Here is a 13,674-nt window from a genome sequence, read left to right on the forward strand (position 1 = left end):
ACAATGGAGCGTCGTAGATGAGCAACAAGAACAACGATGAGTTGAAGTACCAAGCTTCGGAAAACACCCTGGGCTTGAATCCCGTCGTCGGCTTGCGCAGGAAAGACCTGCTGGCCTCTGCCCGGATGGTGCTGACCCAGACCATCAAACAACCGCTGCACAGCGTCAAGCACGTCGCCCATTTCGGCGCTGAACTGAGGAAAGTCCTGTTCGGCAAATCCGAGTTGCAGCCCGCCAGTGATGACCGTCGTTTCAACGACCCGGCGTGGAGCCAGAACCCGCTCTACAGACGTTATCTGCAAACCTATCTGGCGTGGCGCAAGGAGCTGCACGCCTGGATCGACGACAGCAGCCTTTCGCCCCAGGACATCAGCCGTGGGCACTTCGTGATCAACCTGATGACCGAAGCCATGGCCCCGACCAACTCGGCGGCCAACCCGGCGGCGGTCAAGCGCTTCTTCGAAACCGGTGGCAAGAGCCTGCTCGATGGCCTGTCCCACCTGGCCAAGGACCTGGTGCACAACGGCGGGATGCCGAGCCAGGTCGACATGGGCGCATTCGAAGTCGGCAAGAGCCTGGGCGTGACCGAAGGCGCGGTAGTCTTTCGCAATGACGTGCTGGAGCTGATCCAGTACCGCCCCATCACCGAGCAGGTCCATGAGCGACCGTTGCTGGTGGTGCCGCCGCAAATCAACAAGTTCTACGTATTCGACCTGAGCCCGGACAAGAGCCTGGCGCGCTTTTGCCTGCGCAGCAACGTGCAGACCTTCATCATCAGCTGGCGCAACCCCACCAAGGCGCAGCGCGAGTGGGGCCTGTCGACCTACATCGAAGCGCTCAAGGAAGCGGTGGACGTGGTCACGGCCATCACCGGCAGCAAGGACGTGAACATGCTGGGCGCCTGCTCGGGCGGCATCACCTGCACCGCCCTGCTCGGCCATTACGCCGCGCTGGGGGAGAAAAAGGTCAATGCCCTGACCCTGCTGGTGAGTGTTTTGGACACCACCCTGGACACCGACGTGGCGCTGTTCGTCGACGAGCAGACCCTGGAAACGGCCAAGCGCCATTCCTACCAGGCCGGCGTGCTGGAAGGCCGCGACATGGCCAAGGTGTTCGCCTGGATGCGGCCCAATGACCTGATCTGGAACTACTGGGTGAACAATTACCTGCTGGGCAACGAGCCGCCGGTGTTCGACATCCTGTTCTGGAACAACGACACCACGCGACTCCCGGCGGCGTTCCATGGCGACCTCATCGAGATGTTCAAGAACAACCCGCTGATCCGTCCCAACGCACTGGAAGTGTGCGGCACGCCGATCGACCTCAAGCAGGTCAGCGCCGATATCTTTTCCCTGGCCGGCACCAACGACCACATCACCCCGTGGAAGTCCTGCTACAAATCGGCGCAGCTGTTCGGCGGCAAGGTTGAATTCGTGCTGTCGAGCAGCGGTCACATCCAGAGCATTCTCAACCCGCCGGGCAATCCCAAGTCACGCTACATGACCAGTGAAGACATGCCGGCCAAGGCCGAGGACTGGATGGAAAACTCCACCAAGCACACCGACTCCTGGTGGCTGCACTGGCAAGCCTGGCAGGCCGAACGCTCGGGCAAGCTGAAGAAGGCCCCTACCGTGCTGGGCAACAAGACGTATGTCGCCGGGGAAGCGGCGCCGGGCACTTATGTGCATGAGCGGTAAAGAACTGCAACTCGTCCGCTGCGGGGTGAGCTTGCTCACGAATACATTCCCGCAGCCGACATGGAAATGTAAGGCCCACAGCGCTGGTGAACACAGACTCAGGTTCACAGCAGATCCAATGTGGGAGCGAGCCTGCTCGCGATTGCGGTGTGTCAGCACACATTGATGTTCGGATGTACCGCAGTCATCGCGAGCAGGCTCGCTCCCACAGGAGATCGGGGAAAAATGAAAGACCGCGACCCAACCCACAGGGCTTGAAGCATGCCGCAACCGTACATTTTCCGTACCGTCGATCTGGATGGCCAGACCTTGCGCACCGCGGTACGTCCCGGCAAGCCTCACTTGACGCCGCTGCTGATTTTCAACGGCATCGGCGCCAACCTGGAGCTGGTCTTCCCGTTCATCGAGGCCCTGGACCCGGACCTGGAAGTGATCGCCTTCGATGTGCCCGGGGTCGGCGGTTCGTCGACGCCGAGCCGGCCGTATCGTTTTCCGGGCCTGGCCAAGCTTACCGCGCGGATGCTTGATTACCTCGACTATGGGCAGGTCAACGTGATCGGTGTGTCCTGGGGCGGTGCCCTGGCCCAGCAGTTCGCCCATGATTATCCGGAGCGCTGCAAGAAGCTGGTGCTCGCCGCCACGGCCGCTGGCGCGGTGATGGTGCCGGGCAAGCCGAAGGTGCTGTGGATGATGGCCAGTCCCCGACGCTACGTGCAGCCGTCCCATGTGATGCGCATCGCGCCGCTGATCTACGGCGGCTCGTTCCGCCGCGACCCAAGCCTGGCGGCTCGTCACGCGGCCAAGGTGCGTTCGGCGGGCAAGCTCGGTTATTACTGGCAACTGTTCGCGGGCCTCGGCTGGACCAGCATCCATTGGCTGCACAAGATCCACCAGCCGACCTTGATCCTGGCCGGGGATGACGACCCGCTGATCCCCCTGATCAACATGCGCATGCTGGCCTGGCGCATCCCCAATTCGCAGTTGCACATCATCGATGACGGCCACCTGTTCCTGATCACCCGGGCCGAGGCCGTGGCGCCGATCATCATGAAGTTCCTCGAGGAAGAACGTCAGCGCGCGGTCATGCACCCGCATCCCGCGCCGCTGGGTGGCGGCTGACACCGCCCATTTGCGCCTGGCAGGACGCCGGATCGCGCAACTACCCGAAACAGCGACTATGTTGTCTGGTTCGGTGTGTTTGTTTTCAGCCTGATGATGAAGGAGTTGACTCATGCGCGACAAACCGGCGAAGGGTTCCATGCCCGCCCCTGCCAGCTTCATCAACGCACAGAGTGCGGTCACCGGCCTGCGCGGCAGGGACCTGCTGTCGACCCTGCGCAACGTTGCCGCCCATGGCCTGCGCAACCCGGTCCACAGTGCCCGACATGCGTTGAGGCTCGGCGGCCAGCTGGGGCGCGTCCTGCTGGGGGAAACCCTGCACCCGACCAACCCCGACGACAAACGCTTCGCCGACCCCACCTGGCAGCTCAACCCGTTCTACCGCCGCAGCCTGCAGGCCTACCTGAGCTGGCAGAAAGAGGTCCGCCAGTGGATCGATGAGGGCGGCATGAGCCCGGATGATCAGGCCCGTGCGCATTTTGCCTTCTCCCTGCTCAACGATGCGGTAGCGCCGTCCAATACCCTGCTCAATCCGCTGGCGATCAAGGAGCTGTTCAATTCCGGAGGCAGCAGCCTGATTCGCGGGATCAGCCATCTGGTCGACGACCTGCTGCACAACGACGGGTTGCCCCGGCAAGTCACGCCACACGCCTTTGAAGTCGGCAAGACCCTGGCGAGTACGCCCGGCGCAGTGGTGTTTCGCAACGAGCTGCTGGAACTGATCCAGTACAAGCCGATGAGCGAAAAGCAATACGCCACGCCGCTGCTGATCGTGCCGCCGCAGATCAACAAGTTCTACATCTTCGACCTGAGCCCTTCCAACAGCTTCGTCCAGTACGCCCTGAAAAACGGCTTGCAGGTGTTTATCATCAGTTGGCGCAACCCCGACGTGCGCCATCGGGAATGGGGCCTGTCCAGTTATGTCGAGGCGACGGAAGAGGCCATGAACGTCTGCCGGGCGATCACCGGCGCCCGCGAAGTCAACCTCATAGGCGCCTGCGCCGGTGGCATGACCATCGCCGCCCTGCAGGGCCATCTGCAAGCCAAGCGCCAACTGCGCCGGGTGGCCAGCGCCACCTACCTGGTGAGCTTGCTGGACAGCGAGATCGAGAGCCCGGCCACGCTGTTCATCGACGAACAGACCCTCGAAGCCGCCAAGCGCCGCTCCTATCAGAAAGGCATTCTCGATGGCCGCGACATGGCTCGGGTCTTCGCCTGGATGCGGCCCAACGACTTGATCTGGACCTACTTCGTCAACAACTACCTGCTGGGCAAGGAGCCGCCGACGTTCGATATTCTCTACTGGAACAACGACTGCACGCGGCTTCCGGCGGCCTATCACGGCGACCTGCTGGATTTTTTCAAACACAACCCGCTGACACGGCCGGGCGCCCTGGAGGTGTGCGGCACGCCTATCGACTTGCAGAAAGTCACCGTGGACAGCTTCAGCGTGGCCGGCATCAACGACCACATCACGCCGTGGGACGCGGTGTACCGCTCGACGTTGCTGCTGGGCGGCGAACGACGTTTCGTGCTGTCCAACAGCGGACACGTCCAGAGCATCCTCAACCCGCCAGGCAACCCCAAGGCCAACTACATTGAAAATCCGAAACTGAGCAGCGACCCGCGCGCCTGGTACTACGACGCCAAACACATCGAGGGCAGTTGGTGGACCCAATGGCTGGGCTGGATCCAGGAGCGCTCCGGCGCCCAGCACGAAACGCAGATGACGCTGGGCAACGCGAAATACCCGGCCCTGGAAGCGGCACCCGGGAATTACGTACGGGTACGCTGAACGCCTCGTCCCACGGTCGCACTGCGGGCCGTGGAAAGACTCCACCGACCAAGAAGACCGGATGAAAACCCGCGACCGAATCCTTGAGTGTGCCCTGCAATTATTCAACGAGAAGGGCGAGCCGAATGTTTCCACCCTCGAAGTCGCCAACGAGATGGGTATCAGCCCCGGCAACCTCTACTACCACTTCCATGGCAAGGAACCGCTGATACTCGGATTGTTCGAGCGATTCCAGGCCGAGCTCGCACCGCTGCTGGATCCGCCCGCCGACGCGCAACTGGCGCCGGAGGACTACTGGTTGTTCCTGCATTTGATCGTCGAGCGCCTGGCCCAATACCGGTTCCTCTTCCAGGACCTGTCGAACCTGGCGGGGCGCCTGCCGAAACTGGCCAAGGGTATCCGCCAGTTGCTCAACGCGTTGAAACGGACCCTGGCCTCGTTGCTGGCGCAGCTCAAGGCCCAGGGCCTGCTGGTGAGCGACACCCAGGCACTCGGGCAACTGGTGGAGCAGATCACCATGACGTTGCTGTTTTCGCTGGATTATCAGCGGATCCTTGATCGCGAGGGCGAGGTTCGCCTGGTGGTCTATCAGATCATGATGCTGGTGGCGCCGCACTTGCCGCCGGCGATCAAGGTCGCGACCGAGCAGATGGCGTTGCGGTATCTGGAGGAGCACGAATAACGGCCGGCTGCGGCAGACCCAATGTGGGAGCGAGCCTGCTCGCGAAAGCGCTGGGTCAATCAATTGAAATGTGACTGAGAAAATGCATTCGCGAGCAGGCTCGCTCCCACAGGTTGAATCCAGGATGCATAAAAAAACGCCCGACCTTCACAGGCCGGGCGCTTTTGCATGTCCCGGAAACTCAGGACTGGCTGGTAGGCGTCGACGGAACCGGCGCTGGAGTCGGAGTGGCTACCGGGGTCGGAGCCGAGGCAGAGTTTGCCGTGCTCGTCGGGGTGGCCGGTTTGGCGGCCGCGGCCGGCGCCTTGGGTGCGGCTGCTTTTGGCGCGGCCGGTTTTTTCACTGCGGGCTTTTTCGCCGCGGCCGGTTTTGCTGCGGCTTTTGCCGCTGGCTTGGCAGCCGGTTTGGCCGCAGCTGGTTTAGCCGCCGCCGTCTTGGCCGCTGGCTTGGCGGCAGGTTTGGCTGCAGTTTTTGCCGCGACGGGTTTGGCCGCCGCCTTGGCTGCAGGCTTGGCCGCTGCGGTTTTGGCTACTGGCTTGGCCGCTGCTTTGGCCGCAGGCTTGGCGACGGTTTTTGCCGCCGCCTTGACCAGTGGCTTGGCTGCCGTCTTCGCTGCAGGCTTGGCCGCCGCCGTCCTGGTTGCAGCAGGCTTGGTCGCGACCGGCGTAACCTTGGCCCCGGTGAGTTTTTCGATCTGCCTGGTCAGGGTGTCGACCTTGCTGTGCAGTTCCTTGACTTCATTGCGGCTCGGCACGCCCAGGCGGGAAATTGCACTGTTCAGACGCTTGTCGAAAGCCCCTTCCAGCTCATCCCACTTGCCCAGTGCACGATCCTTCACGCCGCCCATGCGCGACTTGGTGGACTCGGCAGAATCCTTGGCGGCATCGACTTGTTTGCCGACCGCCGTCTTGGTGAGTTTTTCGGCCTTCTCGCCGTCCTTGACCAGGGACTCGAAGAGTTTGCTGCCGTCAGTGTCGATCTTCGAGTACACGCCTAAACCAGCAAGCCAGATTTTGCGGGAGTACTTTTCAATCTTCCCGGCCCACGAGCTGCCTTCTTTTTCGGTGATTTTCTTGCCAGCCATCCCGTTCTCCTTAATGTTTACGCGCGACACGTTCGAGCAATGCCGTCAGCTCATCGAGCTTAGCAGAGAGTGTCTCAACGTCATGTTTAGACGGAATGCCGATACGATTCAAGGCACTTGCAACACGCGCGTCGAATACCTTCTCGACTTTGTCGAGTTGAACTTCGACGCGGGCCTTGAAAGTATTGACGTCGGTCTTGGCTTCGATCAGTTCGCTGTTCGCCGCTTCAAGTTTCCCGGCAATGTTCTTTTTGCCTTTGGTTTCAACAACTTCACCGGCCTTGACCAGCTCCTTGAAGTAGTCGCTGCCCTCCTGACCGACCTTGATATAGGCGCCCAGGCCCGCCAGCCAGATCTTGCGCGCGTACGTTTTCACGTCGCCCAGCGTGGAAGAATCAACGTCGGTTTTTTTCTTCAGAATAACTTTGGCCATGGTGCACCTCACTCGAAGACAGGTTTGAGCAACTGCCCGCACACGGTCGGGCTCAGGCACAAAGTAGTGAGAATAATTAGAAAGGGCACCCTAACAACTGACATAAAACCCGAAGCCATTGGCGCGCACCTGTGGGAGCGAGCTTGCTCGCGATTTGCATTGTGTCAGTCGCATCAAGGTTGGCTGAGACGCCGCCATCGCGAGCAAGCTCGCTCCCACAGTAAGTTAGGTGGTGAATTTAAATCTGCATTCCACCCACCCTTCCAATCAATCAAGCCAACGCCTTGTCCAGCGCCTTTTCGATTTCCGTCTTGATTGTCCCGCTCATGGCCGACATCAACATGCCCAGCTCCACTTCGACGCGGATCGAATCCTCGCCCACATGCACTTCACCCTTGACCCCGGAACGCTTGAGCTTCAGCGTGTCGCCCTCCCACTTGGGCTCCAGGCCATAGCTGTCGGACAGTTTCCGGGCCAGCTTGTCGGCCTTTTCGCGGGCCGCTTCCTTGCCCAGGTCATGGGCACGCTCAACAGTAATACGGGCCATCTGCTAACTCCTGCTTGATCGAGACTTGCCTGAACGTTTGCGACCCTGCCTGCGTCAAAACGTCCGGGCGGTGGCTCATCTTACCTGCAGCCTTGCCAAGACAAAGCCCTCCACCGGGATTAGAATGTCCCGCATTCTTTTTTGGTGACCGCGATATGACTGATCAGCGCAAAGGCAGCGATGCCGAACCCACCACACACTTCGGCTTCAAGAACGTGCCGGAAAGCCAGAAAGCGGAGAAAGTCGCCGAGGTTTTCCACTCGGTGGCCGCCAAGTACGACTTGATGAACGACCTGCTCTCGGGCGGCATGCATCGCCTCTGGAAGCGTTTCGCGATCGAGCTGTCGGGCGTGCGCAGCGGCAACCGCGTGCTGGACATTGCCGGCGGTACCGGTGACCTGACCAAGAAGTTCTCCCACATCGTCGGCCCCACCGGCCATGTGGTGCTCGCCGACATCAACGAATCCATGCTCAAGGTCGGCCGTGACCGCCTGCTCGACCTGGGCGTGGCCGGCAACGTCGAGTTCGTCCAGGCCGACGCCGAGAAGTTGCCGTTCCCCGACAACCATTTCGACTGCGTGACCATCGCCTTCGGCCTGCGCAACGTCACCCACAAGGAAGATGCCCTGCGCTCGATGTTGCGCGTGCTCAAGCCCGGTGGCCGGCTGTTGGTGCTGGAGTTTTCCAAGCCGACCAACGCGCTGATGTCCAAGGCTTATGACGCCTACTCGTTCGCCTTCATGCCGTTGATGGGCAAGCTGATCACCAACGACGCGGAAAGTTATCGTTACCTGGCCGAATCGATCCGCATGCACCCCGACCAGGAAACGCTGAAGTCGATGATGGTCGAAGCCGGTTTTGATCGGGTCACCTACCACAACATGACGTCCGGCATCGTCGCCCTGCACCGCGGTATCAAGCCCTGATGCTGCTCACCGGGCTGCTCGCCAGTGTCGAACTCGGTATCAACCGGGTCCTGCGCCTGGACAGCACGGCGCCGATGCGCCTGGCACACTTGAGCGGCAAGGTGATTGCCGTCGACTGCCGCAGCCCGGCGTTGCAGCTGTTCATCCTGCCCAGCGACGAAGGCCTGATGCTCGCCGCCCATTGGGAGGCCGAGGCCGACTGCACGCTGCGCGCCCCGGCATCGAGCCTGCTGGAGTTGGCGCTGAGCAAGAACAAGACGGCGGTGCTGCACAGCCCCGACGTCGAGCTCGACGGCGACAGCGGCGTGCTGCTGGAACTGGCAGCGATTCTCCAGGACCTGGAACTGGACTGGGAATACGAAGTGTCCCGCTGGATCGGCCCGGTCGCCACCCAATTGCTCAGTGGCCATCTGCGCAGCCGCTCCCGCTGGTACCGCCAGGGCTTCGCCAGCCTGGGACAGAATCTGAGTGAATACCTGGCCGAGGAATCGCGTACGCTCGTAGGCCAACGCGAAGCCCAGGCCCGTTTTGCCGAACTGGACCAGATCAAGCTAGATCTGGAACGACTCGAGGCGCGTTTCGAGCGCCTTTCCCGATCCCTTGAACCCAAGCGATAACGCATGAAGCTGCTTGCCGTCCGCCGTCTGTTGCGCATCCAGCGCGTCGTAATCCGCTACCGCCTCGATGACCTGCTGTTCGCCCTGCCGCTGCCCTGGTTTCTCCTGGCACTGCGCTTTGTGCTGCCGTGGCGCTGGTTCCCTCGTCGAACCCTGGACTTGAGCCGCGGTGCACGCCTGCGCCTGGCCTTGCAGGACCTGGGGCCGATCTTCATCAAGTTCGGGCAGATCCTCTCGACCCGTCGCGACCTGTTGCCCGAAGACATCGCCGATGAGCTGATGCTGCTGCAGGATCGCGTGCCGCCCTTCGACTCGAAACTGTCGGTAGCGCTGATCGAGGCGCAGTTGGGCAAGAAGATCAGCGAAGTCTTCAGCCGTTTCGATGTCGAGCCGCTGGCTTCGGCGTCGGTCGCCCAGGTCCACGCCGCCCAGCTCAAGACGGGTGAAGAAGTGGTGGTCAAGGTGATCCGCCCGGGCCTCAAGCCGATCATTGCCCAAGACCTGGCCTGGCTGTTCATCCTTGCCCGCGCCGCCGAGCGGGTGTCAGCCGATGCACGCCTGCTGCATCCGGTGGACGTGGTCCAGGACTATGAAAAAACCATCTTCGATGAGCTCGACCTGCTGCGCGAGGCCGCCAACGCCAGCCAGCTGCGGCGCAATTTCGAGGGCTCGCCACTGCTGTACGTGCCGCAAGTCTATTGGGATTGGTGCCGGCCGAAAGTCCTGGTGATGGAGCGCATCTACGGGATCCAGGTGACCGACCTGGCAACCCTCGCCGACCAGCGCACCGACATGAAACTGCTTGCCGAGCGCGGCGTGGAGATTTTCTTCACCCAGGTGTTTCGCGACAGTTTCTTCCACGCCGACATGCACCCGGGCAACATCTTCGTCAGCACCGTGCAACCGTGGAGCCCGCAGTACATCGCCATCGATTGCGGCATCGTCGGCAGCCTCACCCCCGAGGACCAGGATTACCTGGCGCGCAACCTGTTCGCCTTCTTCAAGCGTGACTACCGCCGCGTCGCGCAGTTGCACATCGATTCGGGCTGGGTGCCGGCCGAGACCAAGCTCAACGAATTCGAAGCAGCGATCCGCACCGTGTGCGAACCGATCTTCGAAAAACCGTTAAAAGATATTTCATTCGGCCAGGTGCTGATGCGCCTGTTCCAGACTGCGCGCCGCTTCAACATGGAGGTCCAGCCGCAGTTGGTGTTGCTGCAAAAAACCCTGTTGAACATCGAAGGCCTCGGCCGCCAGCTGTACCCGGACCTGGATTTGTGGAGCACCGCCCAGCCCTTCCTTGAACGCTGGATGCGCGAACGCGTCAGCCCGAAGACCTTGCTGGGCAACGTCCAGAGCCAGTTCGAGCAGATTCCGCATTTGGCCAACATGACCCGCGATCTGCTCGAACGCATGTCCCAGCCCCATGCCCATGATCCTGCTCCACCCTGGAAACAGCGGCGCGACGATTGGTTCCTGCGCCTGCTTGGCGCGGCCCACCTGGGTGGCGGCGCCGTGCTGGCTGCCGGTGGCCCGTTGAGCGAACTGGGCCATTGGCCCGCCGGGATCATGGTGGCCGTCGGTTTGTATCTGGTCGTTCGTCGATAGCCAGCACCGGTTCACGCTGGCACACTGTTTCAACGCTGGGCCCGCCGACTGGAAGTGCGCGGCCCATGGTCGGAGTCGAAGATGAAAAACTGGCAGGACGAGATCAAATGGGACGCCGACGGCCTGGTGCCGGCGATCGCCCAGGATCACAAGACCGGGCGTGTGCTGATGATGGCCTGGATGAACCGCGAGGCGCTGGCCCTGACCGCCGCCGAGAATCGCGCCATCTATTGGTCACGTTCCCGTGGCAAGCTGTGGCGCAAGGGTGAAGAGTCCGGGCACGTGCAGCACCTGCACGAGATGCGCCTGGATTGCGACGGCGACGTCATTATCCTGATGGTCGAACAGGTCGGTGAAATCGCCTGCCATACCGGCCGTCAAAGCTGCTTCTACCGTGTCTTCGAGAACGGCGACTGGAAAACCGTCGACCCGGTACTCAAGGACCCGCACGCCATCTATTCAGGACACAACCATGAGTGACACCCTGACCCGCCTGGCCCAGGTGCTGGAAGAGCGCAAGGGCGCCGCGGCCGACAGCTCCTATGTCGCCAGCCTGTACCACAAGGGTTTGAACAAGATTCTGGAAAAGGTCGGCGAAGAGTCGGTCGAAACCATCATTGCCGCCAAGGACGCTGCCATCAGCGGCGACTGCAGCGACGTGATCTACGAGACCGCCGACCTGTGGTTCCACAGCCTCGTCATGCTCGCCCAACTGGGGCAGCATCCGCAGGCCGTACTGGATGAACTGGACCGTCGCTTCGGTCTGTCCGGGCACGTCGAGAAAGCCTCGCGCCCGTCCGCCTGATCAACTTTTGAGAGGAACAGCCACATGGGTATTTTTGACTGGAAACATTGGGTCGTCATTCTGGTGGTCGTGGTGCTGGTGTTCGGCACCAAGAAACTGAAAAACCTCGGCACCGACGTCGGTGAGTCGATCAAGGGCTTTCGCAAGGCCATGAACGATGACGAAAAACCGGCCGACCCACAGGCCACCCCGGCGCAACCGGCACAGCCGGCCCAACCGGTACACCCACAAGCCACGCAGCCGGTGAATGCGCCGAACACCATCGACGTGCAGGCCCAGAAAGTCGAAGAGCCAATCCGCAAAGACTCGTGAGCACTGACTAATGTTTGGGATCAGCTTCACTGAACTGCTGCTCGTCGGCCTCGTCGCCCTGTTGGTACTGGGGCCCGAACGCCTGCCGGGCGCTGCGCGCACCGCCGGTCTGTGGATCGGGCGCCTGAAGCGCAGCTTCAATGCGATCAAACAGGAAGTTGAACGTGAAATCGGTGCCGACGACATCCGTCGGCAACTGCACAACGAACACATCCTGTCCCTGGAACAGGAAGCACGGAAGATCTTCTCGCCGACCCAGCAGGAGCCGACGCCGGTCCAGCCCGTGGCCGAGCCGACGATTGCTCCCCAGGTCCCGGCGGTCGAAGTTGCGCCAGTGGTCGTTGAACCGGCCAAACCGGTTGATCCGGTGACTGCGACGCCCCCGACTCCCAACGACTCCACTCTGCCGCCGCGAGCCCCATGAGCGATATCCCTGAAAACGACCAGCCGATGCCGCTGGTATCGCACCTCACCGAGTTGCGCACCCGCCTGCTGCGCTGCGTCGCGGCGGTGTTCATCATCTTTGCCGGGCTGTTTGCCTTCACCCAGCAGATCTACACCTTCGTCTCCACTCCGCTGCGCGAGTACCTGCCGGTAGGCGCGACGATGATCGCCACCGATGTGTCGTCGCCGTTCCTGACGCCGTTGAAACTGACGATGATGGTCTCGCTGTTCCTGGCGATCCCGGTGATCCTGCATCAGATCTGGGGCTTCATCGCTCCGGGCCTGTACAAGCATGAAAAACGCATCGCCGTGCCGCTGCTGGTGTCGAGCATCCTGCTGTTCTACACCGGCATGGCCTTCGCCTACTTCTTCGTATTCCCGTTGATCTTCAAGTTCTTCGCCGCCGCCACCCCGGCCGGCGTGGAAATGATGACCGACATTACCAGCTACCTGGATTTCGTCATGACGCTGTTCTTCGCCTTTGGCGTGGCGTTCGAGATTCCCGTGGCGGTGGTATTGCTGGTGTGGATCGGCGTGGTCGACGTCGCCTACCTGAAGAAGATCCGTCCGTACGTGATCATCGGTTGCTTCGTGGTCGGCATGATCCTCACGCCGCCGGATATTTTCTCCCAGACCTTGCTGGCCGTGCCGATGTGGCTGCTGTTCGAGATCGGCATCCTGTTCGGCGGCCTGGTGCGCAAGCGCCGCGAAGAAGAACCCGAGGACCAGCCGGTCGACGACCACAACGACCAGCCGCCAGCGACCCAAGCGTGAACCTGCTGCTGCTCGAAGAGGCCGATTTCATCGAGCCGGACCGCGTCATCCTGAGCGATCGGCGCCTGACGCACATGCAGGAGGTCCACCGCAGCGCCGTCGGCGACAGCTTGCGGGTCGGCTGTATCGGCGGCCTGATGGGCACGGCCCAGGTGTTGCGCCTGGAAGCTCGCGAAGCCGAACTGCAAGTGACGCTCGACCAGCCGCCGCCAGCCAAGTTGCCGCTGACCCTGGTGCTGGCATTGCCGCGTCCGAAGATGCTCCGGCGGGTGTTCCAGACCGTCGCCACCATGGGCGTGCCGCGGGTGGTGCTGGTGAATAGTTATCGTGTGGAAAAAAGCTTCTGGCAGACGCCCTTCCTGGAACCCGAGGCGATTCGCGAACAACTGATTCTTGGCCTGGAGCAGGCCCGGGACAGCGTGCTGCCGGAAATCATCATTGAAAAACGCTTCAAGCCCTTCGTCGAAGATCGCCTGCCCGCCATCGTCGAAGGCACCCTCGGGCTGGTCGGCCATCCTGGCAATCACCCGCCCTGCCCGCGCGCGCTGACAGAGCCGGTGACCTTGGCCATCGGCCCGGAAGGCGGCTGGATCCCCTACGAAATCGACCTGCTGGGCAAGGCCGGCCTGCAACCGGTGCAGCTCGGCGAACGGATCCTGCGGGTCGAGACCGCGGTCACGGCCCTGCTTGCACGGCTGTTCTAAGAACCTGTTTGCTTTCCCGTGGCGAGGGAGCTTGCTCCCGCTCGGCTGCGAAGCAGTCGTAAATTCCTGCCCCGGGTGGTCGCTTCGCGACCAAGCGGGAGCAAGCTCCCCCGCCACGAAAAAGACC

At 61.9% G+C, this 13,674-nt stretch carries 15 protein-coding genes and 1 pseudogene; 13 read left to right on the forward strand and 3 right to left on the reverse strand.

Going from position 1 to position 13,674, the window contains the following annotated elements:
- The first annotated feature begins 17 nt into the window (after window positions 1-17).
- The 4 genes from phaC (J3P96_RS25825) (at window position 18) to J3P96_RS25840 (ending at window position 5,293) form a co-directional block, all read left to right on the forward strand.
- A complete protein-coding gene (gene phaC / locus J3P96_RS25825; RefSeq protein ID WP_434570167.1) occupies window positions 18-1,697 on the forward strand; it encodes a class II poly(R)-hydroxyalkanoic acid synthase in 1,680 nt (559 codons plus the stop codon).
- Window positions 1,698-1,958: 261 nt separating this feature from the next.
- A complete protein-coding gene (gene phaZ / locus J3P96_RS25830) occupies window positions 1,959-2,816 on the forward strand; it encodes a poly(3-hydroxyalkanoate) depolymerase (protein WP_039592414.1) in 858 nt (285 codons plus the stop codon).
- Between the two features lie 112 nt (window positions 2,817-2,928).
- Window positions 2,929-4,611 (forward strand): class II poly(R)-hydroxyalkanoic acid synthase, encoded by a 1,683-nt coding sequence (gene phaC, locus J3P96_RS25835; protein WP_434653938.1) that lies wholly within the window; start codon window positions 2,929-2,931, stop codon window positions 4,609-4,611.
- A gap of 61 nt (window positions 4,612-4,672) precedes the next feature.
- Complete coding sequence (locus tag J3P96_RS25840) at window positions 4,673-5,293, forward strand: TetR/AcrR family transcriptional regulator (RefSeq protein ID WP_434653940.1); 621 nt, start codon at window positions 4,673-4,675, stop codon at window positions 5,291-5,293.
- A gap of 181 nt (window positions 5,294-5,474) precedes the next feature.
- Here the strand turns inward: J3P96_RS25840 and J3P96_RS25845 are convergent, their stop codons facing one another.
- The 3 genes from J3P96_RS25845 to J3P96_RS25855 form a co-directional block, all read right to left on the reverse strand.
- A complete protein-coding gene (locus J3P96_RS25845) occupies window positions 5,475-6,377 on the reverse strand; it encodes a phasin family protein (protein WP_434653943.1) in 903 nt (300 codons plus the stop codon).
- Window positions 6,378-6,387: 10 nt separating this feature from the next.
- Window positions 6,388-6,810, reverse strand: a complete 423-nt coding sequence (locus tag J3P96_RS25850; protein ID WP_434653945.1) for a phasin family protein — start codon at window positions 6,808-6,810, stop codon at window positions 6,388-6,390.
- Between the two features lie 271 nt (window positions 6,811-7,081).
- On the reverse strand, window positions 7,082-7,357 hold the full coding sequence (locus tag J3P96_RS25855; RefSeq protein ID WP_434570176.1) for a polyhydroxyalkanoic acid system family protein: 276 nt from the start codon (window positions 7,355-7,357) through the stop codon (window positions 7,082-7,084).
- A 155-nt stretch (window positions 7,358-7,512) separates the two neighbouring features.
- On the opposite strand from J3P96_RS25855, the gene ubiE reads away from it, so the two are divergent.
- From ubiE to J3P96_RS25900, 9 genes and pseudogenes are all read left to right on the forward strand, one after another.
- Entirely contained in the window at window positions 7,513-8,283 is a 771-nt protein-coding gene (ubiE, locus tag J3P96_RS25860) for a bifunctional demethylmenaquinone methyltransferase/2-methoxy-6-polyprenyl-1,4-benzoquinol methylase UbiE (RefSeq protein WP_024779926.1), read from the forward strand.
- Window positions 8,283-8,907, forward strand: a pseudogene (locus J3P96_RS25865) (ubiquinone biosynthesis accessory factor UbiJ). The gene ubiE and the pseudogene J3P96_RS25865 overlap by 1 nt, the downstream one beginning before the upstream one ends.
- Window positions 8,904-10,508 carry a ubiquinone biosynthesis regulatory protein kinase UbiB gene (gene ubiB, locus J3P96_RS25870; RefSeq protein ID WP_434653946.1) on the forward strand — a complete coding sequence of 535 codons (1,605 nt, stop codon included), beginning with the start codon at window positions 8,904-8,906 and terminating at the stop codon, window positions 10,506-10,508. Before J3P96_RS25865 ends, ubiB begins: the two are co-directional and overlap by 4 nt.
- A gap of 81 nt (window positions 10,509-10,589) precedes the next feature.
- On the forward strand, window positions 10,590-10,988 hold the full coding sequence (gene hisI, locus J3P96_RS25875) for a phosphoribosyl-AMP cyclohydrolase (RefSeq protein WP_305497371.1): 399 nt from the start codon (window positions 10,590-10,592) through the stop codon (window positions 10,986-10,988).
- Complete coding sequence (locus J3P96_RS25880; protein ID WP_003186671.1) at window positions 10,981-11,313, forward strand: phosphoribosyl-ATP diphosphatase; 333 nt, start codon at window positions 10,981-10,983, stop codon at window positions 11,311-11,313. The genes hisI and J3P96_RS25880 overlap by 8 nt, the downstream gene beginning before the upstream one ends.
- A 24-nt stretch (window positions 11,314-11,337) precedes the next feature.
- Window positions 11,338-11,625: a twin-arginine translocase TatA/TatE family subunit gene (locus J3P96_RS25885; RefSeq protein WP_434570180.1), complete on the forward strand. Its 288-nt coding sequence runs from the start codon at window positions 11,338-11,340 to the stop codon at window positions 11,623-11,625.
- A 10-nt stretch (window positions 11,626-11,635) separates the two neighbouring features.
- The gene (tatB, locus tag J3P96_RS25890; protein ID WP_434653950.1) at window positions 11,636-12,049 is read left to right on the forward strand and encodes a Sec-independent protein translocase protein TatB; all 414 of its coding nucleotides are present in this window, start codon (window positions 11,636-11,638) and stop codon (window positions 12,047-12,049) included.
- Window positions 12,046-12,843, forward strand: coding sequence for a twin-arginine translocase subunit TatC (gene tatC, locus J3P96_RS25895; RefSeq protein WP_305497375.1), 798 nt, complete (start codon window positions 12,046-12,048; stop codon window positions 12,841-12,843). Before tatB ends, tatC begins: the two co-directional genes overlap by 4 nt.
- A complete protein-coding gene (locus J3P96_RS25900; protein WP_434653953.1) occupies window positions 12,840-13,547 on the forward strand; it encodes a 16S rRNA (uracil(1498)-N(3))-methyltransferase in 708 nt (235 codons plus the stop codon). The genes tatC and J3P96_RS25900 overlap by 4 nt, the downstream gene beginning before the upstream one ends.
- Window positions 13,548-13,674: the final 127 nt, after the last annotated feature.

The sequence above is a fragment of the Pseudomonas sp. R3-56 genome (genome assembly GCF_051132075.1).
Classification (GTDB): Bacteria; Pseudomonadota; Gammaproteobacteria; order Pseudomonadales; family Pseudomonadaceae; genus Aquipseudomonas.

Bases quoted from the DNA above. Each gene is read 5' to 3' on its own strand.
- phaC (WP_434570167.1), top strand. From the start codon at position 18: ATGAGCAACAAGAACAACGATGAGTTGAAGTACCAAGCTTCGGAAAAC.
- phaZ (WP_039592414.1), top strand. From the start codon at position 1,959: ATGCCGCAACCGTACATTTTCCGTACCGTCGATCTGGATGGCCAGACC.
- phaC (WP_434653938.1), top strand. From the start codon at position 2,929: ATGCGCGACAAACCGGCGAAGGGTTCCATGCCCGCCCCTGCCAGCTTC.
- J3P96_RS25840 (WP_434653940.1), top strand. From the start codon at position 4,673: ATGAAAACCCGCGACCGAATCCTTGAGTGTGCCCTGCAATTATTCAAC.
- J3P96_RS25845 (WP_434653943.1), bottom strand. From the start codon at position 6,377: ATGGCTGGCAAGAAAATCACCGAAAAAGAAGGCAGCTCGTGGGCCGGG.
- J3P96_RS25850 (WP_434653945.1), bottom strand. From the start codon at position 6,810: ATGGCCAAAGTTATTCTGAAGAAAAAAACCGACGTTGATTCTTCCACG.
- J3P96_RS25855 (WP_434570176.1), bottom strand. From the start codon at position 7,357: ATGGCCCGTATTACTGTTGAGCGTGCCCATGACCTGGGCAAGGAAGCG.
- ubiE (WP_024779926.1), top strand. From the start codon at position 7,513: ATGACTGATCAGCGCAAAGGCAGCGATGCCGAACCCACCACACACTTC.
- ubiB (WP_434653946.1), top strand. From the start codon at position 8,904: ATGAAGCTGCTTGCCGTCCGCCGTCTGTTGCGCATCCAGCGCGTCGTA.
- hisI (WP_305497371.1), top strand. From the start codon at position 10,590: ATGAAAAACTGGCAGGACGAGATCAAATGGGACGCCGACGGCCTGGTG.
- J3P96_RS25880 (WP_003186671.1), top strand. From the start codon at position 10,981: ATGAGTGACACCCTGACCCGCCTGGCCCAGGTGCTGGAAGAGCGCAAG.
- J3P96_RS25885 (WP_434570180.1), top strand. From the start codon at position 11,338: ATGGGTATTTTTGACTGGAAACATTGGGTCGTCATTCTGGTGGTCGTG.
- tatB (WP_434653950.1), top strand. From the start codon at position 11,636: ATGTTTGGGATCAGCTTCACTGAACTGCTGCTCGTCGGCCTCGTCGCC.
- tatC (WP_305497375.1), top strand. From the start codon at position 12,046: ATGAGCGATATCCCTGAAAACGACCAGCCGATGCCGCTGGTATCGCAC.